The 24,762-nt window shown below is 65.9% G+C and carries 21 protein-coding genes; 12 read left to right on the plus strand and 9 right to left on the minus strand.

The features are described 5' to 3' along the window. Positions 1-43: 43 nt before the first annotated feature. Genes ACZ1II_RS15010 through ACZ1II_RS15030 form a run of 5 tightly spaced genes read left to right on the plus strand, consistent with a single transcriptional unit; the run spans position 44 to position 5,100 of the window. Positions 44-496, plus strand: coding sequence for a MarR family winged helix-turn-helix transcriptional regulator (locus tag ACZ1II_RS15010; protein WP_465147158.1), 453 nt, complete (start codon positions 44-46; stop codon positions 494-496). Further along, entirely contained in the window at positions 493-2,556 is a 2,064-nt protein-coding gene (locus ACZ1II_RS15015) for an FUSC family protein (RefSeq protein WP_465147159.1), read from the plus strand. Before ACZ1II_RS15010 ends, ACZ1II_RS15015 begins: the two co-directional genes overlap by 4 nt. Next, positions 2,553-2,768, plus strand: coding sequence for a DUF1656 domain-containing protein (locus tag ACZ1II_RS15020; RefSeq protein ID WP_465147160.1), 216 nt, complete (start codon positions 2,553-2,555; stop codon positions 2,766-2,768). The genes ACZ1II_RS15015 and ACZ1II_RS15020 overlap by 4 nt, the downstream gene beginning before the upstream one ends. Further along, positions 2,765-3,685: an efflux RND transporter periplasmic adaptor subunit gene (locus ACZ1II_RS15025; protein WP_465147161.1), complete on the plus strand. Its 921-nt coding sequence runs from the start codon at positions 2,765-2,767 to the stop codon at positions 3,683-3,685. The genes ACZ1II_RS15020 and ACZ1II_RS15025 overlap by 4 nt, the downstream gene beginning before the upstream one ends. Beyond that, positions 3,685-5,100 (plus strand): efflux transporter outer membrane subunit, encoded by a 1,416-nt coding sequence (locus ACZ1II_RS15030; RefSeq protein WP_465147307.1) that lies wholly within the window; start codon positions 3,685-3,687, stop codon positions 5,098-5,100. Before ACZ1II_RS15025 ends, ACZ1II_RS15030 begins: the two co-directional genes overlap by 1 nt. A 7-nt stretch (positions 5,101-5,107) precedes the next feature. On the opposite strand, the gene ACZ1II_RS15035 is transcribed toward ACZ1II_RS15030, so the two are convergent. The 4 genes from ACZ1II_RS15035 to ACZ1II_RS15050 all read right to left on the minus strand — a co-directional run bounded on the left by ACZ1II_RS15035 (position 5,108) and on the right by ACZ1II_RS15050 (position 9,285). Beyond that, positions 5,108-6,259 carry a glycosyltransferase gene (locus ACZ1II_RS15035; protein WP_465147162.1) on the minus strand — a complete coding sequence of 384 codons (1,152 nt, stop codon included), beginning with the start codon at positions 6,257-6,259 and terminating at the stop codon, positions 5,108-5,110. After that, positions 6,256-7,182: a hypothetical protein gene (locus ACZ1II_RS15040; RefSeq protein ID WP_465147163.1), complete on the minus strand. Its 927-nt coding sequence runs from the start codon at positions 7,180-7,182 to the stop codon at positions 6,256-6,258. The genes ACZ1II_RS15035 and ACZ1II_RS15040 overlap by 4 nt, the downstream gene beginning before the upstream one ends. A gap of 26 nt (positions 7,183-7,208) precedes the next feature. Further along, a complete protein-coding gene (locus tag ACZ1II_RS15045) occupies positions 7,209-8,399 on the minus strand; it encodes a glycosyltransferase (protein WP_465147164.1) in 1,191 nt (396 codons plus the stop codon). A 127-nt stretch (positions 8,400-8,526) separates the two neighbouring features. Next, the gene (locus ACZ1II_RS15050; protein ID WP_465147165.1) at positions 8,527-9,285 is read right to left on the minus strand and encodes a DUF2334 domain-containing protein; all 759 of its coding nucleotides are present in this window, start codon (positions 9,283-9,285) and stop codon (positions 8,527-8,529) included. 290 nt (positions 9,286-9,575) lie between these two features. Here ACZ1II_RS15050 and ACZ1II_RS15055 point away from each other — a divergent pair, with 290 nt between their 5' ends. After that, complete coding sequence (locus ACZ1II_RS15055; protein ID WP_465147166.1) at positions 9,576-11,372, plus strand: DEAD/DEAH box helicase; 1,797 nt, start codon at positions 9,576-9,578, stop codon at positions 11,370-11,372. 240 nt (positions 11,373-11,612) lie between these two features. Here ACZ1II_RS15055 and ACZ1II_RS15060 read toward each other — a convergent pair whose 3' ends face one another. After that, complete coding sequence (locus ACZ1II_RS15060; RefSeq protein ID WP_465147167.1) at positions 11,613-12,071, minus strand: GreA/GreB family elongation factor; 459 nt, start codon at positions 12,069-12,071, stop codon at positions 11,613-11,615. Beyond that, a complete protein-coding gene (locus ACZ1II_RS15065) occupies positions 12,068-13,948 on the minus strand; it encodes an ATP-binding cassette domain-containing protein (protein WP_465147168.1) in 1,881 nt (626 codons plus the stop codon). Before ACZ1II_RS15065 ends, ACZ1II_RS15060 begins: the two co-directional genes overlap by 4 nt. Before the next feature lie 227 nt (positions 13,949-14,175). Here ACZ1II_RS15065 and ACZ1II_RS15070 point away from each other — a divergent pair, with 227 nt between their 5' ends. The 5 genes from ACZ1II_RS15070 to ACZ1II_RS15090 all read left to right on the plus strand — a co-directional run bounded on the left by ACZ1II_RS15070 (position 14,176) and on the right by ACZ1II_RS15090 (position 18,479). Continuing rightward, entirely contained in the window at positions 14,176-14,502 is a 327-nt protein-coding gene (locus ACZ1II_RS15070; RefSeq protein ID WP_465147169.1) for an FtsB family cell division protein, read from the plus strand. A 197-nt stretch (positions 14,503-14,699) separates the two neighbouring features. Then, positions 14,700-15,785: a pyruvate dehydrogenase (acetyl-transferring) E1 component subunit alpha gene (gene pdhA / locus ACZ1II_RS15075; protein ID WP_465147170.1), complete on the plus strand. Its 1,086-nt coding sequence runs from the start codon at positions 14,700-14,702 to the stop codon at positions 15,783-15,785. Then, on the plus strand, positions 15,785-17,146 hold the full coding sequence (locus ACZ1II_RS15080) for a pyruvate dehydrogenase complex E1 component subunit beta (protein ID WP_465147171.1): 1,362 nt from the start codon (positions 15,785-15,787) through the stop codon (positions 17,144-17,146). Before pdhA ends, ACZ1II_RS15080 begins: the two co-directional genes overlap by 1 nt. A gap of 103 nt (positions 17,147-17,249) precedes the next feature. Then, positions 17,250-17,930 (plus strand): hypothetical protein, encoded by a 681-nt coding sequence (locus tag ACZ1II_RS15085; RefSeq protein WP_465147172.1) that lies wholly within the window; start codon positions 17,250-17,252, stop codon positions 17,928-17,930. Positions 17,931-18,011: 81 nt separating this feature from the next. Further along, a complete protein-coding gene (locus ACZ1II_RS15090) occupies positions 18,012-18,479 on the plus strand; it encodes an EF-hand domain-containing protein (protein WP_465147173.1) in 468 nt (155 codons plus the stop codon). A gap of 10 nt (positions 18,480-18,489) precedes the next feature. Here the strand turns inward: ACZ1II_RS15090 and trmFO are convergent, their stop codons facing one another. From trmFO to gyrA, 3 genes are read right to left on the minus strand one after another with little or no spacing between them, the layout of a single operon-like run. After that, the gene (gene trmFO, locus ACZ1II_RS15095; RefSeq protein ID WP_465147174.1) at positions 18,490-19,839 is read right to left on the minus strand and encodes a methylenetetrahydrofolate--tRNA-(uracil(54)-C(5))-methyltransferase (FADH(2)-oxidizing) TrmFO; all 1,350 of its coding nucleotides are present in this window, start codon (positions 19,837-19,839) and stop codon (positions 18,490-18,492) included. A gap of 51 nt (positions 19,840-19,890) precedes the next feature. Next, positions 19,891-20,235 carry a DUF952 domain-containing protein gene (locus tag ACZ1II_RS15100; RefSeq protein WP_465147175.1) on the minus strand — a complete coding sequence of 115 codons (345 nt, stop codon included), beginning with the start codon at positions 20,233-20,235 and terminating at the stop codon, positions 19,891-19,893. Further along, a complete protein-coding gene (gene gyrA, locus ACZ1II_RS15105; RefSeq protein ID WP_465147308.1) occupies positions 20,232-22,994 on the minus strand; it encodes a DNA gyrase subunit A in 2,763 nt (920 codons plus the stop codon). Before gyrA ends, ACZ1II_RS15100 begins: the two co-directional genes overlap by 4 nt. 349 nt (positions 22,995-23,343) lie before the next feature. Between gyrA and ACZ1II_RS15110 the strand changes: the two genes are divergently transcribed. Then, positions 23,344-24,696, plus strand: coding sequence for an SGT1 domain-containing protein (locus ACZ1II_RS15110; RefSeq protein WP_465147176.1), 1,353 nt, complete (start codon positions 23,344-23,346; stop codon positions 24,694-24,696). Positions 24,697-24,762: the final 66 nt, after the last annotated feature.

A 24,762-nucleotide genomic window follows, 5' to 3' on the forward strand; every position in this document is an offset into this window, starting at 1 on the left:
GAGCCATCTTGCGTGGATTAGTTAGCACTCTAATTACCCTTGCATGCAAGATCGACAATCGAGCGAGAAGGCTCTGGCTGCAAGGCTGGGGCCGGTTTCGCGTTCATGGCAGCAACTCGCCGATTCGGCGCTTTCCTCGCTGGGGGTCTCCAACTCCTCAGGCTGGGCGCTGGTGCACCTGCTCCGCCTCGGCGACGAAGTGCGGCAGGGCGATCTCGCACGCGTCATCAACGTGACCGAACCCTCGCTCGTCCGGACCCTCCACTTGCTGGAGGACGCCGGTCTCGTCGAGCGCCGCGCCGACGACAGCGACCGGCGCGCCAAGAACCTTTGCCTCACGGAGGAAGGCGTTGCCGCCGCCCGGCGCATCGACAAGCGATTGATCGAGTTGCGTGCAAGCCTTCTCGATGGCATTCCAACGGAAGATGTCGAGACTGTCGTGCGGGTGCTTGATCGCATCGCCGCACGCATTGCGGAAAGCGCCGCCCGGCAATGACGAAGCGTTTCGGACTGGACGCCGCGCTGTTCTCCGTGAAGGCCTACCTGGCCTCGATGCTGGCCATCTATATCGCGCTGTCGATCGGGCTGGAGCGCCCCTACTGGGCCTTCCTCACCTCCTATATCGTCGCGCAGCCGCTGGCGGGTGCCGTGGTGTCCAAGGCGATGTTCCGCGTGGTCGGCACTTTCGTCGGCGCGGGGATGGCGGTCATTCTGGTGCCGAACCTGGTGCAGAAGCCGGAACTGCTGGTTCTCGGCATCGGCGCCTGGCTGGCGCTCTGCGTCTTCATCTCGCTGCTGGACCGCACGCCGCGCTCCTATGCCTTCGTGCTGGCGGGCTATACCGCCGTGCTGATCGTCCTGCCGACCGTCGACGTGCCGGACACGATCTTCACCGTTGCGACCTTGCGCGTGCAGGAGATCACCATCGGCATCGTCTGCGGCAGCTTCGTCCATGCGCTGGTGCTGCCGCGCTCGGTCTCGGCCTTCCTGTTGCAGCGGGTCTCCACCATTCTGGCCGATGCCGAGCGGTGGTCGAGCGATTCGTTGCTGCTGGAAACCGATCCGGCGATCGACAAGGAGCGCCAGCGCCTTGCGCTCGACGTGACCGAACTGCACCAGCTCTCGATCCACCTCCCTTACGAGAGCACGCGGATCGCGCCGCGTATCCGCACCGTGCGCGCGCTGCAGGACCAGCTTTCGCTCATCATGCCGCTCGGCGCCGCGGTGACGGACCGGATCGCGCAGCTTCATGCCGCCGATGCCGTTCCCGAAGCGGTTGCCACACTGCTTGCGGATACGCGGGACTGGTTCGGGCGGCTGGATACCCTGACGCTGGCGGAGCGCGAGGAGGCTGCTGTCGCCTTGCAGCAGCGCAGCCGCGCGCTGGAGCCGCCGGTCGGTCCGGACGCTTCATGGAACGAACTGATCCTGCTCAGCCTGCTCTCGCGGCTTTCCGCCTTGATCGGCGCGCATCGCGACTGCCGCATCCTCGCCGAGCAACTCGGCACGCCGAGCACCCGTCCGGTCAGCCCGCGCGCGGCCGAACTGGTGGAAGGTCGGCGCGGGCGCGAACTGCACGTCGATGTCGGCGGCGCCACGCGCGGTGCGATCGGGGCCTTCCTGACCATCGTTCTTGGCTGCACACTGTGGATTGGCTCCGGCTGGCACGAGGGCGCCACGGCGATCATGCTGGCAGGGGTCTTCACCGCGCTCTTCGCGGCGGCGCCGGACCCGCTGGCGCCTCTGCGGGCGTTCTTCATCGGCACGCTCATCGCGACGCTGATCGGGCTGCTATACGGTTTCGTGCTCATGCCCCGGCTCGACGGGTTCGGCGAGTATGCGGCGGCCATGGCACCGATGCTGTTCATGCTGGGAGCGCTGATGCAGTCCCCGCGCTGGGGCGGGATCGCCTTGCCGATGCTGCTGGGCCTGGGCTCGCCGGTGCTTGTTTCGGACCGTTACGTCGGCGGTTTCGCCGGTTTCGTGAACGGCGCATTCGCCCAGCTCGTGGGGATTCTCTTCGCGATCACCGTCATCCGCCTGCTCAACTCGACCGGCACCCACGCCGCGATCCGCCGCACGGTCCGGGCGGGCTGGGCCGATATCGCGGAACGCGCCAATGCGATGCGCCCGCCCGATGTGCGCGCATGGATCAACCGCATGCTCGACCGTATCGCGGTGCTGGCCCCGCGCCTCGCCATGGCGGGACGCTCGCCGGGCGCGCCGCTCTACGACGCGCTGCGCGATCTGCGCACCGGCGTGGCGATCGGCGAGCTACGCGAACTGCGCCTCGCCATGCCGCCCGCCAAGCGGGGGCCGCTGACCGAAGTTCTCCAGAAAGTGGGCGAGTATTACCGGGGCCTCGACCCCGACCGGCCCGCGCCCGCCGACCCCATCCTGCTTGAGGATATCGACATTGCCATGACCGCCGTCCTGAACGACGAAGACCCGCAGCTAAGCCGAGCGGGGGCGCTGGGGCTGGTCAGCCTGCGCCGCAATCTCTTCCCGGCCTCCACGCCCGTGCGGAACGCGCATCCGGTCGAGTTGCCGGCATGAGGGGCGAAATATCCTTCGATGGGGTTTTCCTCCCCACGCTGCTGGTCCTTGCGATCGTCGCCTCGATCATCACCCTGGTGCTGATGCGCATTGCCAATGTCATCGGTTTCTACCGCCTCTTCGCCTATCGGGCGATGGTGGACCTGTGCCTCTACATTCTCGTGCTCGGGCTTCTCGTCTGGGCCTCCCCCATGATCGGTTTCCGCCAATGAAGCGCTTTCTTGCCCGCATCGCCCCGAGTCTTGCCACCACCGTGCTCGTCGTCATCGCCGCCGTCATCGCGATCTGGCTCTGGCGCCATTACGAGGACAGCCCCTGGACCCGCGACGGCCGCGTCCGCGCCGATGTCGTGCGCGTCACGCCGGATATCGGTGGTCTCGTCACCTCGGTCGAGGTGAAGGACAACCAGACGGTGAAGGCCGGAGACCTGCTCTTCGTGATCGACCGCCCGCGCTATTCGCTGGCGGTGGAGCAGGCACAGGCCGCCGTGGCCAGCGCGCAGGCGCGGCTGGGACAGGCCCAGCGCGAGGCCAAGCGCGACCTTGCCCTTGGCGATCTCGTGGCGACCGAGACCCACGAGCAGAACGTCGCAGCCGTCGCCACCGCGCGTGCTGCGCTGGACCAGGCATTGAGCGCGCTCGACAAGGCCAAGCTCGACCTTGCCCGCACCAATGTCCACGCCTCGGTCAACGGCACCGTCACCAACCTCGACCTGCATCCGGGCGACTACGTGGCGCCGGGTAATCAGGCGATGGCCCTGATCGACAGCGATTCCATCCGCGTGGAGGGGTACTTCGAGGAAACCAAGCTGGCCAACATCCATGTCGGCTCGCCGGTCACGGTCGTGCTGATGGGCGAGGATCGCCCGCTCAAGGGCGTGGTCGAAAGCATCGCGGCGGGTATCAACGACACCACCCGCAGCGATTCCCGCAACCTGCTACCGAGTGTGGACGCCACCTTCACCTGGGTCCGTCTCGCCCAGCGTATCCCGGTGCGCGTGCGCCTGACGCAGGTGCCCAAGGACGTCAGCCTGATCTCCGGCCGCACCGCGACCGTGACCATCGAGCAGCCCGGTGATCGCAAGGCCGCGCAGCAGCAGAAGACGCCTGCCGTGGAGGCTACGCAGTGATCCGCCACGGAGCCTCTCTCGTTGCCCTGGCGCTGCTGGCCGGTTGCGCCACTGCCGGGCCGGACTATGCGCCGCCCGAGCACTCAGCGGCGACGACGCCCGCAGCCAACGGCGCTTTCGTGTCGGGGCAGGGGGCGGAGTTCTCGCAGGCGGAGCTGCCCGACCGCTGGTGGCGCCTCTATGACGACCCGCAACTCGACGGTCTCGTCGAGCAGGCGCTGGCGGCGAATGCGAACATCCGCGCCGCCGATGCCAACTTGCGCAAGGCCGACGCGGTCCTGCGCGAGACCACCGGGCAGAAGGCGCTGAACACCGCGCTCGGCGCCAAGGGCAATCTCGAACGGGACTATTCCACGCCGTCCGCCGGAACCGACATACCCGGCGTGCTGACGTATAATATCGGTCTGACGCTGTCCTACCCGCTCGATCTCAACGGCAAGATCAAGCGGGCCATCGAAAGCAGCCTGGCCGACCGCGAGGCCGTGGAAGCGGCGCGCGATGCCGTGCGCATCAGCGTCGCGGCGGCGACGACCAAGGCCTATGCCGATGTTTGCGCGGCGAACTACCAGATCGCGACGGTGCAGCGGGTCATCACCCTGCAACAGCAGACGCTCGATGCCACCGGCCGCCTGCAGCGCGGCGGTCGCGGCACGGCTTTCGATGTTAGCCGTGCCCGCACCGCCGTCGAGAGCAGCCGCGCCAATCTTCCGGGATTCTACGCCAAGCGGCAGTCGGCGCTCTATCTGCTCGCGACGCTGCTCGGCAAGGCGCCGGCGGAGTACCCCAAGGAGGCCGAGCGCTGCGCGACGCTGCCCCGTCTGTCGCAGCCGATGCCGATCGGCGACGGCGCTGCGCTGATCCGTCGCCGCCCCGATATCCGGCAGGCCGAACGCCTGATCGCGGGGGACACGGCCCGCATCGGCGTCGCCACGGCGGACCTCTATCCCACGGTCAGCATCGGCGGCGGCATTATCAACGACGGCAGGCTGGAGAACTTCGGCAAGACGCATAGCTTCGGCTTCAGCCTGGGGCCGCTGCTGAGCTGGTCGTTCCCCAACCGCCCCATCGTGAAGGCGCGGATCGAGGCGGCCAATGCCCAGGTCGAGGCCGATCTCGCCCGGTTCGACCAGACCGTGCTGGATGCCCTGCGCAGTACCGAAACGGCGCTGGAAACCTATGCGCGCGATACCGACCGGGCCGAGGCACTCGGCAGGGCAAGCGACAGCGCGGGCCTTTCGGCGCAGCAGGCGGGCAAACTGTTCCGCTTCGGTCGCAGCGATTTCCTGAACCTGCTGAGCGCGCAAGGCGCGCTGGCGACTGCGCAAGTCAACCATGCGGCGGCGCAGACGGCACTGGTGGACGATCAGATCGCGGTCTTCCTCGCCCTCGGCGGCGGTTGGCAAAAGGCGGAGTAGGCGCCTTTCAGGCCGCCTTACGTCGCCTGTGCAAACAGGCGGCGTAAGCGGCGAAGAGGTCGCGGAAGTGCTCGTCCATGGTGCGAGCACTGACCGCCGGACGAGGGCGGTCGCGCACGACTTCGAGGATCGCCTCGGCGGCCGCGTTGCTGTCGGCGGCGGCATAAGTCCGGCCGGCGCCGCCCGCCGCGTGATCCGCTGCGCCGCCTGTGTCAGGGACTACCACGGGAATGCCACTCGCCCGCGCTTCGGCGGCGGTCATGCAGAAAGTCTCCGCCTCGCAGCCGTGAACAAGTGCATCGGCGCTCGCCATGATCTGCGCGAAAGCGCCACGATTGCGCTCGGGCGCGAAGAGACGGACGTGCGGGTTTCCGGCGATATGGCGCAGTATCGAGCGCTGTTCCCGCCCTTCGCCGAGCATGACGAGGCCGATCGGCGTCTGCTGGCTGGCCAGGCTCACTGCGTCGATGACCAGCGGCCAGCGCTTTTCCGGCGCGAGCCGCCCGACGCCGAGCAGCAACGCGGCGCTTTCGGGGAGGCCGCAGTCCGCCAGCAGGCGCGCCCGCAATGCCGGGTCGCGGTGGGTGGGCGAAAAGCACTCCCGTTCCACGCCCATCGGGATGGTGATCGTTTGCGCCACGCCGCCCGCGTCAAGGCGCCGTGCCAGATCGCTGTTGGCGCAGACCACATGATCGAACTTGCGGCTGTGGCGGCGCAGATGTTCCCAGAACAGCGAGAATTGCCGGTCGATCGTCCGGCGCGAGAAGATGTTGCCCAGCCAGCGATAGGCATAGGCCGAAAGCGGGTCGGCATGCATGACCAGACTGCGCGGCGCCGTACCCGGCCAGTCCGCCACCAGCCCGGCGCTGCGCCAGGGCGAGGTGGCTTCGACGAAATCGGGCGCTTCGGCATCGAGCGCGGCGTGGAGCTGCCGAGCGTCCGCGAAATAGCCGTATTTGCGGTCGAGCGGGAAACGCGGGCTTCTGATCGTGACGATCTTCGCGCCCGCACCGCGTTCGATCACCGCATCTTCGTCGCCGGGGGCGAGGATGACGATCTCGTGGCCAAGCGCCGGGCCGATGCGCAGTTTCTGCTCCACGTAAGTGCGCACGCCGCCGCCGCGGGGCGAGTAGAAGGCGCAGACGTCGACGATCTTCATACGGAAGGCTCCGGCGCCGTAAGGTCCTTGATTGCCAGAAGGCCGCCGAGCAGCAGGTGCGCCGCCAGGATCAGTCCGGCCATCAGCGTCATCAGCGCGCCGATATCCCGCTCGTGACCGAGTGCCAGCACCGCGACCCCGGCGAAGAGCAGGTCCTTGTTCGGGATCAGCGGTAGCCGCGACACGAGCAGACGCAGCGTCGCCAGGAACAGCCACCAGGACAACGGTACTTCGGGCAGGACGAGGTGCCAGAGCACGGCGTTGAACAGTGTCGTCAGCGCGATGCGGCCGAGGTGGATCTGGGTAATCATCGATAGGTCAGTGCGGGGAAGTGTGAAGATCCGGCGGCGGAACAGCATGGCGACGGCGGAAAGCAGCACCAGCACGCCCAGCGAGAGCATGAACATGCGCGTATCCAGGCCGAGCCTTGTGGTGTCCATGAACGGCACCATCATCGCGAGCAGGGCGATCGTGACACCGTTGCCGGTCATCGCCGACAGAATCGCCACATCCTTGACCGCTCCGAAGGGAGCGGCTGCGAGCGATACGCGGCGGCGCGCCCAGGTGTAGAAGTAGGCTTCGCCCAGGTAACCGAGAAGCAGCTCGTTGTAGACCTTCTTACGCAGCAGCGCGAACATGCCGGAGCCGGGAATGCCCCAGAGACGGCGGAAGATCAGCCACTCGCTGGCGGGAGTGACGAGGTAGCTTGCGGCAAAGGCCAGCCAGAACGCGGGGTTTGCCGGAACCATCGCGGAAAGCCGCCGGACGTCCAGCCCGCCCATCTCATGGAACACGGCGACGATCACGGCAAGGGAAAGGGCGATCGAGAACAGGGCATTGCGTCCGCGGTGCGGGTTGCGGTCCTGTGGGGTAAGCGCGATGATCGGGGCGTCGGGCACCAGGGCCGCGGCGGTTTCTCTCACGAATTTCTCCGCTCGGGGCTATCGGGTCAAAGCGATCGCTGCCAGGGGGAGTGCGTTGTCCATGCACTCAGTCCCAGACGTCGGCGGCGCTTGTCGTCGCGTTCGCGGCGGACTTGCGCCATCATGTCGAGGTAGCGTTGCGCCGCCTTCTCCACTTCGTAGCGGGAGGCGATCGCACGGGCGCGCTCGGGGTCGCCTGCGAAGTCGCGGATTCGGGCAAGACCTTCGGCAAAGGCGTGTTCGTCGTTTCTCGGCACGAGCAGGCCGGTGCGGCTGCCTTCGATCAGGCACTCCATGCTGACGCAGCAATCCGTCGAGAGTACGGGAACCCCGGCCGCCAGAGCCTCGACGACGACGCCGGGAAGGCCTTCGTAGTCCGAACTCAGCAGGAAGGCGTCGGCTTCGGCCATGAGCGGGTCGATGCAGGCAAGGTGCCCTGCGAGATGCACGCGATCGCCGATCCCCAGTTCGCCGGCGAGTCGTTCGATCGCGCAGCGCTCGGGGCCTTCGCCGGCGATCGTCAGCGTGTCGGAAGGGCGCGCCGCGCGGGCGAAGGCGCGCAGCATCATGACATGGTTTTTCTGCGAAACGAGACGTCCGGCCGTCAGGAAGCGGGTGCCCCAGACCGACGCCGCGCGGCGTTCGCGCTTCGCCAGTGTGTGCAGCCGGGCGCGGGAAAGGATGGGATTGGCAATCACCTCGATCCGCTCGGCGGGCGTCCCGGTGATCTCGCGAATCTCGCGCGCCATGGGTTCGGAAAGGCCGATCATGCGCTCGAACAGCCGGCCCTGGGCGCGCAGCCATACGCTGTAGCCCCGCCGCAGCGGCGCGGGCATGTCGGGGCGGCGGAGGGCATTGCTTACCTTGAGCGCCATCGGCGGCGCATGATCGCCTAGCAGCAGCTTGATCGCCGCGCCCACCACCGCATAAGTGTTGCCGGGAAGGAATAGCACATCGGCCTTGTGCGCGATCAGATAGCTGTAGAGGCAGTAGACCATCCAGGGCGTTTCCCAGGAGGCCGTAGGCACGCGGGAGGGGATTTGCCAGTAGTCCAGCGCCGGAGCGCTCGCGAGATGGGGGCTGCCGGAACGCCCTAGCACGATCGTCACCTGGTGTCCGGCCTGCCGCCACTGCGCGGCAAGGCCGAGCGCGACGCGCTCGACGCCGCCCGGATCGAGGCTGTGGATCGGAATGACGATCCTGAGCTTGTCCTTCATGCCAACCCTGCGGCTCCGGTGAGAATATCGACACGCAGAGCGCTCCTATGGGGAGCACATGTCGAGTTCGTGACTCCGGTAGGGACGGTCATGCGCAAGACGTGAAAGTGCGTTGAAAGCGTCACCGTCACGCCATGAAGTCGTACAAGTCCCGGTATTTCGACGGCCTGTGCGTGGCGGCGAAGCGCGTCAGGGTGGCGTCGATGCTGCCGAGAAGCGAGGTCTTGGTGACGTCTCCGGGATGGGCGGCGATCCTGACGGTCCGGGTCAGAGGCAGGGCGGCCCGGGCCATCGCCGCGAAGGCCAGCGAGGACGCAGTGCGCACGGTCGAGCGGCTCGCCCAGGTGATGACGGGACCGCGCGCCAGAACCCTGCCGTTCCCCGCCGTCCAGACCCGCCAGTGATCTTCGGCAAGCGGCATTCCGGCGCGGCGCAGCGCCGAGCGGGCGCCTTCGCCATAGAGCCAGGCAGGGGCGACGAACCCTGCCGTGGGAAGGCCGGTCACGTCTTCGATCAGCGTCTTGCCGTCGCGCATGCGGGAGAGGGCGGTGCCTTCGTCGAGGCCGAGAAACTCGCCTTCACCGGCCGTCATGTGTCGGGCCTTGAACCGGGCCGCGCCTTGGTGCTGTGCTTCGTCCCTGTGATACCAGCCATGCACGAACATCTCGATCCCGGATTCGGCCCAGCGTCGCAGGCGCCGCTGGAATGCCCTGTCTTCCGAAAGCGGATGGCACCCCCAGTGGTTGGGCACGACCAGCATTGCGTAGCGCGGGCCGCCCAGGCGGCGTTCGAACAGGTCGGCAAGTTGGACGACGGCTCTTTCCGAGCCGGGGCCGACGTCGTGGATCGATGCAAGCAGGCGCTTGCTGCGCGTGTCTTCGGTCATGGCTGGCTCCAGGCAACCTGGACGGAGCGGCTAGGCGCACTTCATTAAAGCCACATGACGGGGCGGCTTTTTCGCGGCCAAGTGGCCGGGAAAAGGCATCATCTTGCGACGATGCGAGCGAAAATTCGCATGTCGCGCAAGGCCATTGTTGCCTTTTGTGAAATTGGTGCGCGCCAAAGCCGAGTTTTTTGTCTATGGAGCGCGGCAAGAAGGGCCCGTTGGGTCGCATACTCCACGCCAGGCTCACCCATTACAGACCGCTTCAGCGGCACAGGACAGATTCAGAACGCATGACTTTTACCCAGCTCCCCCAACCTCTCGCCGATGCGCTGACCGCGCAGGGTTACGAGAATCTGACCCCGGTTCAGGCCGCCGTCGCCGAAGCCGAGGCGCGTGGGCGCGACCTGGTGGTTTCGGCACAGACCGGCTCCGGCAAGACCGTCGCCTTCGGCATCGCCATGAGCGACGAGCTGCTGGCGGATGGCTCCATCCCTTACGCAGAGGCGCCTCTGGCCCTCGCCATCGCCCCCACGCGCGAACTGGCGCAGCAGGTCAGCCGCGAGCTTGAATGGCTCTACGGCAAGACCGGCGCGCGCATCGTGACTTGCGTCGGCGGCATGGACCCGGTGCGTGAGCGCAAGGCCCTCGAACGCGGTGCGACGATCGTCGTCGGCACGCCGGGCCGCCTGCGCGACCATCTGGAACGCGGCAAGCTCGACCTCTCGGCGCTGCGCGTGGTCGTGCTCGACGAGGCCGACGAAATGCTCGACATGGGCTTCCGCGAAGACCTTGAGGAACTGCTCGATGCCAGCCCCGAGGGCCGCCGCACGCTGCTCTTCTCGGCCACCATGCCGCGCCCGATCGAAGCGCTGGCCCGCCGTTACCAGACCGATGCGCTGCGTATCTCGACCGTGAGCGAGAATCGCGGTCACGGCGACATCACTTATCAAGCCGTGACCGTGGCTCCCGCCGACGTCGAGAACGCGGTGGTCAACCTGCTGCGCCTTCACGATGCCGAAACGGCGATCCTGTTCTGCGCCACCCGCGACAATGTGAAGCACCTGCACTCCACTCTGACCGAGCGCGGTTTCTCCGCTGTGGCGCTGTCGGGCGAGCACTCGCAGAACGAGCGTAACAACGCGCTTCAGGCGCTGCGCGACAAGCGCGCCCGTGTCTGCGTGGCCACCGACGTTGCCGCGCGCGGCATCGATCTTCCCTCGCTTACGCTCGTCATCCACGTGGAAATTCCGCGCGATGCCGAGACGCTCCAGCACCGTTCGGGCCGCACCGGCCGCGCCGGCAAGAAGGGCACCGCCGTGCTCATCGTGCCGTTCCCGCGCCGCCGCCGCGTCGAAGGCATGCTGCGCGGTGCGCGCATCGAGGCCGAATGGATCGCCGCGCCGACCCCGGAAGTCATCCGCGCCGCCGACCGTGGCCGCCTGATGGAAAAGCTGCTGGCTCCGGTTGAGGCTGACGAGGAAGATCGCGAGATCGCTCGTGAAATTCTCGAAAAGGTCAGCGCGGAAGACCTCGCTGCCGCGCTGGTTCGTGCCCACCGCGCCGCCATGCCGCAGCCGGAAGAACTGATCGGCAACAGCCCCGAGGCCCGCGAAGCGCGCCAGCGCCCCGGCTTCGACGATGTCGTGTGGTTCACCATGGACGTGGGCCGCCAGCAGAATGCCGATCCGCGCTGGATTCTGCCGCTGCTGTGCCGCCGTGGTCATGTCACCCGCAATGCGGTCGGCCAGATCCGCATCATGGCCAACCAGACCTACTTCCAGATTCCGCGTGCGCAGGCCGACCAGTTCATGCGCGCCGTCGAGCGTACCGCGCAGGACGATAGCGGTGATGTGGAGAACACCATTCGCATCGAAACAGCGCAGGACACCCCGCGCGAAGTCGCCCGCGAGCGCCGCCGCGAAGGCCCGCAAGGTCGCGGTCGCAAGCCGCATGGCGGCCGTGAGGAAGGCCGTGGCGGTTACGAAAGCCAGCGCTATCAGCCGCGCCCGACCGGCGGTGCGCGTCCCGAGCGCAGCGGTGGCGGCGGCAAGCCGTTCCACAAGAAGCCGAAGAAGGGCAACTGGTAAGCTCTTCAAGGCTGATGTTTAGGAGAAGGCGGGGCTTGATTCCCCGCCTTTTTCGTTGGGTCTGGGGACTGCGCCGCAACCCAGACCGCGCCGGTTTATTTCAAACCCATATCCGTCATCCCCGCGAAGGCGGGGACCCCGCTTTTCTCGCGGTTCTCGGATAGCCAGCAGAAGAAAGCGGGCCCTCGCATTCGCGAGGGCGACGATGTGGCTTTGCGTAAGGTTAAGACGCAGAGTGTCTCAAACGCGCAGCCCAAGCACCTCGATAGCCTCTTCCTGACCGTTGAAATCGACGAAATCGCCGACTTCGCCCCCGAGCAGTGCACGGGCAAGCGGAGCGGTAAAGGCGAGGGCGCCCTTGGCCGGATCGGCCTCGTCATGGCCGACGATATGCACTTCGCGCTCCTTACCATTCAGGGCGAAGCGCACGCGGTGCCCGAACATCGCCCTGTCACCAGAGGGGGCGGGCTGCAATTCCGCCGTCGCGAGGCGCCTCTGCCAGTAGCGCAAGTCGCGCTTGGCCGCATTGAGCGCGGTCTCGTCGGTGAGAGCTGGAATTTCAGCTTCCAGCATCGCGATGCGCGTGTCGATCAGGGCGCGTCCCTCGGCGGTGACGAGGTTCGGCCCCGGTGGGATCGGCACTTCGAACTTGGGTTCGAGATGTTCCTCGTCGCCGTCGCGCCGGAAAGCGACGCTCACGCGCCGCCGCCCATATATTCGTCCATGGCCTCGCTCGCCGCGAACCAGCCGAGTTCGGCCGCTTCCAGTTCCTCGGAAGCCTGCGTGCGGCGCTTGCCGATCTCACCGATGCCCAGCTTTGCGAGGTCGCCCTTGACCGAGGAAGGATCGGCAAGCGCGGCATCGAGCGCCTCGATCTGCTGCTGGATGCGCTTCATGCGCGTCTCGGTTTCGGAGACCTTCTTGCGCAGGGCCTTGAGTTCCTCGCGGGCGACGGCGCCGTTCTTGCGGGCGGGCTTGGCATCGGCCTGCGCCTTGCCGTCGCCCTTGGGCTGGTTCCGTCCGAGCACGAAGTCGATGTAATCCTCCATCGATCCGTCATAGTTCTCCGCCGTGCCCTGATCGACGAGCACCAGCCGGTCGGCCGCCAGTTCGACCATATGGCGATCGTGGCTGACGAGGATCACGGCCCCTGCAAAGTCGTTGAGTGCCTGGACCAGCGCCTCGCGTGCGTCGACATCGAGGTGGTTGGTCGGTTCGTCGAGGATCAGCATGTGCGGCGCGTCGCGGGTCACCAGTGCAAGGGCGAGTCGCGCGCGTTCACCGCCGGAAAGCGTACCGATCCCGGCGGTCGCGCGGGGGCCGGAGAAGCCGAAGCGGCCAAGCTGTCCGCGCACCGCGACCGGCGGCTTGTCGGTCATCGCGCGGGTCATCAGTTCGAGCGGGGTCGAATCGGAAGGCAGTTCCTCCACCTGGTACTGGGTGAAGTAGCCGATGCGAATCTTGGGCGAGAAGGTGAGCGAACCTTCCATCGGTTCGAGCTGACGGGCGAGCAGGCGGGCCAGCGTGGTCTTGCCGTTGCCGTTGCGGCCGAGCAGGGCGATCCGGTCCTCCGGATCGATGCGCAAGTTGAGGCGGCGCAGGATCGGCTTGTCCGCCTCGTAGCCGACAGAGGCAAGATCGAGCGTGACGAGCGGCGGGCGCAGTTCGTCGGGACTCGGGAAATCGAAGCTGAGCGAGGAATCCTCGGCCATGGCTGCGATCGGCTGCATCCGTGCGAGCATCTTGGCGCGCGACTGTGCCTGCTTCGCGGTGGAGGCGCGGGCGGAATTGCGGGCGACATAGTCGGCCAGCTTCTTGCGCTGCGCGTCCTGATTCGCGCGTGCCGCGGCGGCCTGTGCGGCGCGTTCGGCGCGGATTCGTTCGAAGCTGTCGTAAGTGCCGGGATAGAGCGTCAGCTTGCCTTGCTGGAGATGCAGGATGTGATCGACCACATTGTTGAGCAGATCGCGCTCGTGGCTGATGACGATCAGCGTCTTGGGATAGCTCTGGAGGAAGTTCTCCAGCCAGAGCGTCGCTTCGAGGTCGAGGTGGTTCGAAGGTTCGTCGAGCAGCAGCACGTCGGGCTGCGAGAACAGCAGGCCGGCGAGTGCCACGCGCATCTTCCAGCCGCCGGAGAAGCTGTCGAGCGGGCGCCCCTGCATCGCCTCGTCGAAGCCGAGGCCGACGAGGATGCGCGCGGCGCGGGCCTCGCCGGTATAGGCGTCGATGGCGATCAGGCGGTCGTGCAAGTCACCTAGGCGGTTGGGATCGGTGCAGGTCTCGGCCTCGGCAAGCAAGGACATCCGCTCGGCATCGGCGTCGAGCACCGCCTGAAGCGCGGTCTTGTGTCCTGCCGGTGCTTCCTGCGCGATATAACCCAGGCGGGCGCGACGCGGCATCTCCACCGAGCCTTCGTCGGGTTCCAGTTCGCCGATGATGGCTTTCACCAGCGTGGACTTGCCCGCGCCGTTGCGGCCGATCAGGCCGACCTTGCCATCCTTGGGAATGGTGGCGGCGGCCTGGTCGAGGATGGTGCGCCCGCCAAGGCGAACGGTGATATCGCGGATCGTCAGCATCGGGAGCGCCTAGAGGATTTTGCCTCCGGTTGGAAACATCTTCCGGACCGCTCTTTGCAGAACGTTATGTGCACCCGTGAACGCGCCGGGGGCCAGTAATCGAGTTATCAACACCAATATGCCCGCCATTGCGATGACAGGTTCCGTTACGACCTGTTCCGCAGCCGTGCGAATCGGTTATCAATTCTTCTTGCAACGCGGAATCACATGTGATTCTATCGCTTTTCATGAGGCCTCATTCTCCCGTCATGCGTCAGGACGCCAGCCTTGCCAAGGAACGCCTGGTCCAGGGCATCGCGCTTGCGTTGCTCCTGCTGATGGGGGCTTTCGTAATCGCTGGCCCCAGCGGATTGATCGCCTGGACCGAGAATCAGCATATGCTGGAAGAGCGCCGCACGAAACTGGCAGAACTTCGTATCACCCGCGATCACCTGAAAAACCGGGTGGGTCTGCTCGATCAGAATCACGTCGATCCCGATCTGGCCGGTGAATTGCTGCGCAGCAATCTCAACGTCGTGCGGCCCGACGAAATGGTGATGATGCTCGACAAGTGAGCGCGGTTCAGGTGCCTCGTGCGCCTGCCGTTATCGTCCGCAACTGCCTCCGATTCAGACCAATTGTGGCCATTCCGTTGCGGGTTGCCATAATTTTTGTGCCACCTGCGGCAAATTTCCTTCATCGCGCTTTTGATTTCCGCTGGGCGTCCTATAAAGCGGCCCGAAATCAATCGAACCAACGATGGGGAGTCCCGTTGCCCAAAGCCAAGACTGACGCCGGGTCCGGCGCTGAGCCAGCCGTAGTACCGGCAGTGGACGAAGACTTCGCGCTGCACAGCCTCCAGGAGAAGCTCGCGGCCGATCGGCGCTATGCGCCGAACAAGGAAGAACTTCTCAACCTCTATGAGCAGATGGTCCTCATCCGCCGCTTCGAAGAACGCGCAGGCCAGCTTTACGGCCTGGGCCTGATCGGCGGCTTCTGCCACCTCTACATCGGTCAGGAAGCCGTTGCAGTGGGCCTTCAGTCCGCGCTCGATTCCGATCGCGACTCGGTCATCACCGGCTATCGCGACCATGGCCACATGCTTGCCTACGGTATCGATCCGAAGGTGATCATGGCCGAACTGACCGGCCGCGAAGCGGGTATCTCGCGCGGCAAGGGCGGCTCGATGCACATGTTCAGCGTGGAGCATAAGTTCTACGGCGGACACGGCATCGTCGGCGCCCAGGTCTCGCTCGGCGCCGGTCTCGCCTTCGCGCACAAGTACCGTGAAGACGGCGGCGTCGCGATGGCCTACTTCGGCGACGGCGCGGCCAACCAGGGCCAGGTCTACGAGAGCTTCAACATGGCGGCTCTCTGGAAGCTGCCGATCATCTTCGTGATCGAGAACAACGGTTACGCGATGGGCACCGCCGTGAAGCGCGGCTCGGCCGAGACGCATTTCCACCGCCGCGGCACCGCGTTCCGCATCCCGGGCATGCAGGTCGACGGCATGGACGTGCTCGAAGTCCGCAAGGCTGCCGAAGTGGCGCTGGAATATGTCCGCGCGGGCAATGGTCCGGTTCTCATGGAACTGAACACCTACCGCTATCGCGGCCACTCGATGTCCGACCCTGCGAAGTACCGCAGCCGTGAGGAAGTTCAGGACGTGCGCGAGAAGCGCGATCCGATTGAGCACGTGAAGCACGACCTCGCCGCCCTCGGCGTCGACGAAGCCGCGCTGAAGGAAATCGACAAGCGCGTTCGCGCGCAGGTCGCCGAATCGGCCGACTTCGCGGAAAATTCGCCCGAGCCGGAACCCTTTGAACTCTATACTGACGTCCTGGTGGAGCGCTACTGATGGCGATCGAACTGAAGATGCCGGCGCTCTCTCCGACGATGGAAGAGGGCAAGCTTGCCCGCTGGCTGGTTAAGGAAGGCGACGAAGTCTCCTCCGGCGACATCCTCGCCGAAATCGAGACCGACAAGGCGACGATGGAATTCGAAGCCGTCGACGAAGGCACCGTCGGCAAGATTCTCGTGGCCGAAGGCACCGAGGGCGTGAAGGTCGGCACGGTCATCGCCGTGCTCGCCGGTGAAGGCGAAGACGCTTCGGCGGTCTCGGCTTCGGCGCCGAAGGCAGAGGCTGCTCCCGCCGCCGATGCCGCTCCGGCTGCCGCTCGCCCCGAAGCACCTGCTCCGGTCGCGAAGAAGGACCCCGAAGTCCCTTACGGCACCAACATGAAGACCTCGACCGTCCGCGAAGCCCTGCGCGACGCGATGGCCGAGGAAATGCGCCGCGACGACCGCGTCTTCGTGATGGGCGAGGAAGTTGCCGAGTACCAGGGCGCCTACAAGGTGACCCAGGGCCTGCTGGAAGAGTTCGGTGCGCAGCGTGTGATCGACACGCCGATCACCGAATACGGCTTTGCCGGTATCGGCACCGGCGCCGCCATGGGCGGCCTGCGTCCGGTGATCGAGTTCATGACGTTCAACTTCGCCATGCAGGCGATCGACCACATCATCAACTCGGCCGCCAAGACCAACTACATGTCCGGTGGCCAGATGCGCTGCCCGATCGTGTTCCGCGGCCCGAACGGCGCAGCGGCCCGCGTCGGCGCGCAGCACTCGCAGAACTACGGTCCGTGGTATGCCAATGTGCCCGGCCTGGTCGTGATCGCGCCTTACGACGCTTCGGACGCCAAGGGCCTGCTCAAGGCCGCAATTCGCAGCGACGACCCGGTCGTGTTCCTCGAAAACGAGCTGGTCTACGGTCGTTCGTTCGAACTGCCCGAACTCGACGATCACGTCCTGCCGATCGGCAAGGCGCGCATCATGCGGGAAGGCAAGGACGTGACGATCGTGTCCTACTCGATCGGCGTCGGCCTCGCGCTCGAAGCTGCCGAGCAGCTCGCCGGTGAAGGCATCGATGCCGAAGTCATCGACCTTCGTACCCTGCGTCCGCTCGACAAGGAAACCGTGCTGGCCAGCCTCGCCAAGACCAACCGCATGGTCGTGGCCGAAGAAGGCTTCCCGGTCTGCTCGATCGCTTCCGAGATCATCGCGATCTGCATGGAAGACGGCTTCGACAACCTCGATGCCCCGGTCGTCCGCGTCTGCAACGAGGACGTGCCGCTGCCTTACGCGGCCAACCTCGAAAAGCTCGCGCTGATCGATACGCCGCGCATCGTCGAGGCGGTCCGCAAGGTCTGCTATCGCTGACTTGGCGTAAGCGCTGAAAAGTAGAGCGGCGGCGAAGCGGAAGCTTCGCCGCCGTTTTGCGTTACGGGCTTGCGCAAGGAACCGCGCGGGCTAGAGAGACCTCGTGTCCGAGCCAACCGTCCCCATAAGCCGTCCCGAAGACTTGCTGCTGCCCGCGTTGCCGCAGACGATGCAGCTTGCGCTGGCCTATGCGCCGTCACGCGCGAAACTGCCGACTCTGGCCTTGCTGGCGCTGGATCAACGACTTGCCGGACTGCTTCGCCATTCGCGAGAGCCGATGATGGCGCAAATCCGTCTGGCCTGGTGGCGCGAGACGCTGGGGCGCGAGGCTGCGGAATGGCCGGAAGGCGAGCCGCTGCTGGCCGCATTGCGAAGCTGGAATGGCGGCCACCTAGCTCTCGTCGCGCTGGTCGATGGCTGGGAAGCGCTGACCGGGGAAGCCCCGCTGGCGCCGGAAGCCTTGGAAGAGATGGTCGATGGCCGTGCCGCAGCTTTCGCTGGCCTTGCCGAAGCGCTGGGCCGCCCGAACGAGGTCGATGCGGCGCGTGCGCTGGGGCGTCGGTGGGCGCTGGCGGATCTCGCCACGAAGCTTAATCATCCCGGCGAAAGCGTTGTCGTAAAGCGACTCGCGCAGGCCGAGCAGGGTCGCTTGGCGCGGGTCTCGCGGGCGCTGCGACCGCTGGCGGTTCTGGAGGGGCTCGCTCGCGACAATCTGGCCAGCGGCGGGCAGGGCTCGGCGCGGACGGTGCTCAAGGCCTTGCGGATCGGCCTACTCGGGCGCTGAATCCGCTCTGATAACAGACATGTAATTTCCTTGTTACGCCAGTCCGAGGGGATAAGTCGCGCGATTTCAGGGAGATTGGCGATGCAGCGCTTCATTCTCGGCGGGGTGACGGCATGCGTGATGCTGTCCGTCGGGCTGTTCTGGTGGCAGGGGCGGGCGGAAGTGGAAAAGGCGGCACCTTTGCCGCAGGCCATTGCTGCCGCGCCTGATCCGCAGGAAATGCCGAGCGCGGATCTCGGCGATTTCGAAGGCCCGGAATTGCCCGAGGCGACCGAGCAGACGCGTGAACAGCGGCGCTTCGGTCGCTACGATCGGGATCGCGACGGGCGGATCACCCGCAACGAGATGCTTTCCACCCGTGTCGATGCCTTCCGCAAGCTCGACAAGGACGGCAACAACCTCCTGACTTTCGAGGAATGGGCGGTGGCGACCGTCACGAAATTCGATGGGGCCGATACGAACCACGACCAGTGGCTCTCACCCGAGGAATTCCGCAAGACCGCACCGCCTCCGGCCAAGGCGAAGCCCCGGCCGAAGTGCAGTTGCTGATGGCAGCCGATCAGGCGGCGGGCGTCAGGCTATCGAGCCAAGGCACGATTTCCTGCTTGGCGCGCTCGGTATAGGCTTCCTTGCGCTGCTTCTTCTTCACGTCGTGGAGCGGCGGGAAAAGGCCGAAGTTGACGTTCATCGGCTGATAGCTTTCCGCTTCGGCATCGCCGGTGATGTGCGAAAGCAGGGCGCCCAGCGCGGTGGTGCGCGGCGGGGCCTGCCAGTCGCGGCCCGCAAGCTGGGTGGCCGTCATCAGGCCGGCCATCAGGCCGACGGCCGCGCTTTCGACATAGCCCTCGCAGCCGGTGATCTGCCCGGCGAAGCGGACGTGAGGCGCGGTCTTGAGGCGAAGCTGGCGGTCCAACAAGACCGGCGAATTGATGAAGGTATTGCGGTGCAGGCCGCCGAGCCGCGCGAACTCGGCATTTTCGAGACCGGGGATCGTGCGGAACAGGCGCACCTGCTCGGCATGCTTGAGCTTGGTCTGGAAGCCGACCATGTTCCAGATCGTTCCGAGCTTGTTGTCCTGTCGCAGCTGCACGACCGCATAGGCCCAGCGGCCCTTGGGGTGTTCCTCGGTCGCCCAGTGCGGATTGTCGAGGCCTACCGGCTTCATCGGCCCGAAACGCAGGGTTTCGACGCCGCGCTCGGCCATGACCTCGATCGGCATGCAACCGTCGAAGTAGGGGGTGTTCTCTTCCCATTCCTTGAAAGCTGTCTTCTCGCCGTCGAGGAGGGCCTGATGGAAGGCCAGGTATTGCTCCTTGTCCATCGGGCAGTTGATGTAGTCCTTGGTCTCGCCCTTGTCCCAGCGCGAGGCCATCCAGCACACGTCCATGTCAATGCTCTCGCGGTAGACGATGGGGGCGATGGCGTCGAAGAAGGCGAGACTGTCGGCGCCGGTGGCGTTGCCGATGCTGCCTGCGAGCGATTCTGCCGTCAGGGGGCCGGTGGCGATGATGGTGGTGCCCGTCTCGGGCAGTGTGTCGATGCGCTCGCGCACGATCTCGACGTTGGGGAGCGCGGAAAGGCGTGCCTCGACTTCGGCGGAGAACACGTCGCGGTCGACCGCCAGCGCGGAGCCTGCGGGCACTTGCGCCTTGGCCGCTGCCGACATGATCAGCGAATCGCAGCGGCGCATTTCCTCATGGAGCAGGCCGACGGCGTTCTTTTCGTGGTCGTCGGAACGGAACGAGTTGGAGCAGACCAGCTCGGCCAGCCCGTCGCCCTGGTGGGCCGGGCTACGCTCGCCGGTTCCGCGCATTTCCGAAAGGCGCACGCGGAAACCGCGCCGCCCGAGCTGCCAGGCCGCTTCGCTCCCGGCGAGGCCGCCGCCGATGATATGGACGTCTTGAGTCATGGCGCCAGCGCCTAGACCTTTGCGCGCCGTCAGGGAAGGGCGCGCGGGATTTCAGGCGCCGGGCAGGACCAGCTTTCCGGATTCGTCCCGTTCTACCGGACCATGAGCGATCACGGCGGAAAGCGGCAGGTCGGCGTAGATATGCGGGAACAGCGCGCCTCCTCGCGAGACTTCCCACTTCACGCTATCGCCCAGCGCCGAGAGATCGACGGCGGCGATGCCGAGGCCGGTCTGGCCGGCGAAGTGCTTGTCCAGCGTCTCCTGCGCCTGCGCGGCAGTCGACATATGGATGTAGCCGTCGGTCAGGTCGATCGGCGCGCCAGTAAAGGTCCCGTCGGAGAGCAGCGTTTGCAGCTGCTCTCCGGTCAGGATCTTGTAAGCGACGGTATCGGTCATGCTTCGGTGTCCGGCGCTTCGCCTTCCGGCGAGCCTGCTTCCGGAGCCTGATCGACAGCCGGGGTCTCGCCTTCGGCAGCCGTTTCGATCACGTCTTCCTCGGCCGGTTCGTCGAGGCGCACGGCACTGACGACGTGTTCGTTGTTCGACACGTTGAACAGACGCACGCCTGCCGAACCGCGACCGATCACGCGCAGCGATTCGAGCGGCAGGCGGATCAGCTTGGCCTGGTCGGTCACGAGCATCAGTTGGTCGGCGCGGGTGGCCGGGAAGCTGGCGACGACCGGGCCGTTACGACCGATATTGTCGATATTGGTGATGCCCTGGCCGCCACGGCCGGTGCGGCGGTACTCGTAGGCCGAGGACAGCTTGCCGTAACCGTTGGCGCAGACCGTGAGGATGAACTGCTCCTTCTCGACGAGATAGGCCAGGCGTTCGGGATCGAGCGTGCTCTCGCCGTCGCGTTCGCCCTTCCACGGGGCGAAGCGGAGATAGGCCTCGCGCTCGTCCTGGTCCTGCACGCCGACGCGGTGGAGGATCGAGAGCGAGATCACCTCGTCGTCGTCCTTCAGCGTCATGGCCTTGACGCCGGTGGAAGTGCGGCTCGCGAATTCGCGCACGAGGTCGCCGGCGAAGCGAATGGCCTTGCCCTGACGGCTTGCCAGCAGCACGTCGTCCGACTGGTCGAGCAGGGCGACGCCGATCAGGCGATCCGCGCTGTCCTCGTCGAACTTCATCGCGAACTTGCCGTTCGAGGGGATGTTCGCGAAGGCGTCCATGGCGTTGCGGCGAACGTTGCCCTTGGCCGTCGCGAAGACGACCGAGAGCTTGCTCCATTCCTTCTCGTCCTCGGGCAGCGGCAGGACAGTCTGGATCGTCTCGTCCTTGTCCAGCGAGGGCAGGAGGTTGACGATCGGGCGTCCGCGCGTGGTCGGGCCGCCTTCGGGCAGCTTGTAGACCTTGAGGCGATAGACCTTGCCCGCCGTGGAGAAGAACAGCACCGGATTGTGCGTCGAAGTGACGAACATCGTGGTGACGACGTCCTCGTCCTTCGTCGCCATGCCGGCGCGGCCCTTGCCGCCGCGCGCCTGGGCGCGGAAGGTCGAGAGCGGGGTGCGCTTGATGTAACCGTCCATGGTGACGGTCACGACCATTTCCTCGCGCTCGATGAGGTCCTCGTCCTCGATGCCGTCGGCAGCGCCGGTCAGCAGCGAGACGCGCGGGGTGGCGTAGAGTTCGCGCACCGCCACCAGTTCCTCGCGCATGACGCCGTAGAGCTTCACGCGGTCGGCGAGGATCGAGAGGTATTCCTCGATCGCGGCGGCCAGTTCCTTGAGCTCGTCGCCGATCTCGTCGCGGCCGAGCGCCGTCAGGCGGTGCAGGCGCAGGTCGAGGATCGCCTTCACCTGGATCTCGGACAGGCGATAGGTACCGCCGTCCTGCTCGGCGCTGGGCTCGATCGCCTCGACGAGGCGGATGTAGGGCGCGATGTCGCCGATCGGCCATTCCTTGGCCATCAGGCGCTGGCGGGCCGTTGCCGGGTTCGGCGCGCTGCGGATCATCACCACGACTTCGTCGAGGTTCGAGACCGCGACCACGAGGCCCAGCAAGATATGTGCCCGGTCGCGCGCCTTGTTCAGTTCGAACTTGGTGCGGCGGGTGATGACTTCTTCGCGGAACTGGATGAAGGCCTGAAGGAAGTCCCGCAGGTTCATCACTTCGGGGCGGCCGCCCTTGATCGCCAGCATGTTGGCGGCAAAGTTCGACTGTGCCGGGGTGTTGCGCCAGATCTGGTTGAGCACGACCTCGGGGGTGGCATCGCGCTTGAGATCGACGACGACGCGAACGCCTTCGCGGTTCGATTCGTCGCGGATGTCGGAGATGCCCTCGATCCGCTTTTCCTTGGCGGCTTCGGCGATCTTCTCGACGAGGTTCGACTTGCCGACCTGATAGGGAATCGAGGTGAGCACGATCGAGCGGCGATCGCCGCGGCCTTCCTCGATCTCGTGGCGGCAGCGCATGATGATCGAGCCGCGGCCCGTCATATAGGCATTGCGGGCGCCGCCCTGGCCGAGGATCAGCGGGCCGGTCGGGAAGTCCGGTCCCGGAATGATCTGGATCAGGTCCTCGATCGTCGTGGCCGGATTGTCGATCATGGCCAGGCAGCCGTCGATCACTTCGCCGAGGTTGTGCGGCGGAATGTTCGTGGCCATGCCGACCGCGATGCCGCCCGCGCCATTGACCAGCAGGTTCGGGAAGCGCGCGGGAAGCACGGTCGGCTCGCTTTCGGAGCCGTCGTAGTTGTCGGCGAAGTCGACGGTGTTCTTGTCGATATCGGCGAGAAGCTCGTTCGCGACCTTGTCGAGGCGGGCTTCCGTGTAACGCATGGCGGCCGGCGGATCGGGGTCCATCGAACCGAAGTTGCCCTGGCCGTCGATCAGCGGGAGACGCATCGACCACGGCTGCGTCAGGCGCGCCAATGCGTCGTAGATCGCGCTGTCGCCATGGGGGTGATACTTACCCATGACGTCGCCGACGATGCGGCTCGACTTGCGGTAGGGACGACCGGCGACGTAGCCCGCTTCCTGGCAGGCATAGAGAATGCGGCGGTGGACCGGCTTCAGGCCGTCGCGCACGTCGGGCAGGGCGCGGCTCACGATCACGCTCATCGCGTAATCGAGATAGCTCGTCTTCATCTCATCGACGATGTCGATGCGGGTATATTCGCCTTCGGGACCGATGTGCTCGGGGCCGTTCATGTCGGTGTCGTCGCTCACGCGCTGGATCGTTCGTTGCTGCGGGACAAAGGGTGATGGATCGCACTAGGACATGCGCGGGGGGAAAGCCACCTGAACGGCAGGGGCTGGAGGGGCCTGCGTGTTTTTTTCCACACTTATGGGCCGAGTAGAGCGAGTCGGTCGTCGCTGCGCAAACGAGGGAACCGACGGGGCTGCGGTGAATTGCATTCAAACAGCGTTCAGTGGCGGAGTTCTAATTCCGCCGCGAGGTTGCCAAGCGGACGTTTCGCCGCCACACCGGCAACACCGAATTCATGGAGTCACGCTTTTACGGCGCGTCTCCCCGTGTCTTGATGAGGAGTAGGCCTGAATGGCTCGCAAGTTCCTGATTTCCCGTATCGCCCTGGCCGTGGCCATGACCGGCGGAATGGCAGCTGCCGTGGTCCCGACGATGGTCGTGGCCAAGGAGAAGGCCGCTGCCGGGAAGACCCCCTTCTCGAAGGAATATGCCGCTGTCGCCGCGCCGGTTGACAAGGCGATCGCCGACGCGAAGGCCAATCCCACCGTGCAGGCCGCCTCGCAGAAGGCCCAGGCCGCCAAGACCGATGCCGAGAAGGCTGCTGCCAAGGCAGAAGTCGATGCGGCCATGGGCGGCATCCTGGCTCAGCTTCAGGCGGCAGAGGCTCAGGCCACGCAGCCCTACGACAAGCTGAAGCAGGGCGAGATGACCCGAAACGTCGGCGTTCTGATGAATGACACGGCGATGCAGCACAAGGGTCTCGTGCTCATGCTCGACAGCGGCCAGACCAGCCCGGAATCGCTGGGCCAGGTGCAGTATCTTGCAGGCGTCACCGCCTATCAGAGCGGTCAGTACGACGTTGCTGCGCGTTACCTGCAGCAGTCTTTCGATGGCGGCTATCGCGACCAGCAGAACATGATCCAGCCGCTGCTGGCCGATTCCTACAAGCGTTCGAACAATCCACAGGCAGCGCTGGCGATGGTTCAGAAGGAGCTTGAGGCTGCCAAGGCCAATGGGACCAAGCCCAGCGAAACCTCGATCCGCAGTGCGCTCCAGGCTTCCTATGACGCCAAGCAGCTTGCGCCCTCGGCCGAATATGCGGCGATGCTCGCGCAGTATTACCCGAGCCCCGATTCGTGGAACATCTCGATCTCGATCGTGCGTCAGCTGGCCTCGCTCCAGAATGCGGAAAACCTCGATCTGATGCGCCTGATGTCCGCAACCGGTGCGATGAAGACCAAGGGCGACTACTTCGAATACCTCCAGAACGTCGACCCCCGTGCGTTCCCGGGTGAGGCCGTCAAGGTTATCGACCAGGGTCTCGCCAAGGGGCTGCTGACCCAGGCCGAAGTCGGTCAGGACCGCGCCAACGGCGCCGGACGTGTTGCTGCGGACAAGGCCTCGCTGCCTGCCACCGAGCGTGACGCCCTCAAGCCGGGCGCAACCGCTGCGGCCGTCACGGGCGCTGCCGACGTGTTCCTGAGCTATGCGGAATACCCGAAGGCGGAAGAGCTTTACAAGGTCGCGCTCGGCAAGCCGGGTGTCGATGCCAACAAGGCGAACATGCGCCTCGGCATGGCGCAGGCCATGCAGGGCAAGGCTGCCGATGCACAGGCGGCGCTGGCCAAGGTCACCGGCACCCGTGCGCCGGTTGCCAAGCTCTGGGCTGCTTATGCCGCAACGAAGGGCACACCGGCTTCCTGAGCCGGTCTTCCCGACTGACAAAGCAAAGGGCGGCGGGATATCCCGCCGCCCTTTTTGTTTGCCTGC

The organism is Novosphingobium sp. BL-S-20 (assembly GCF_055521635.1).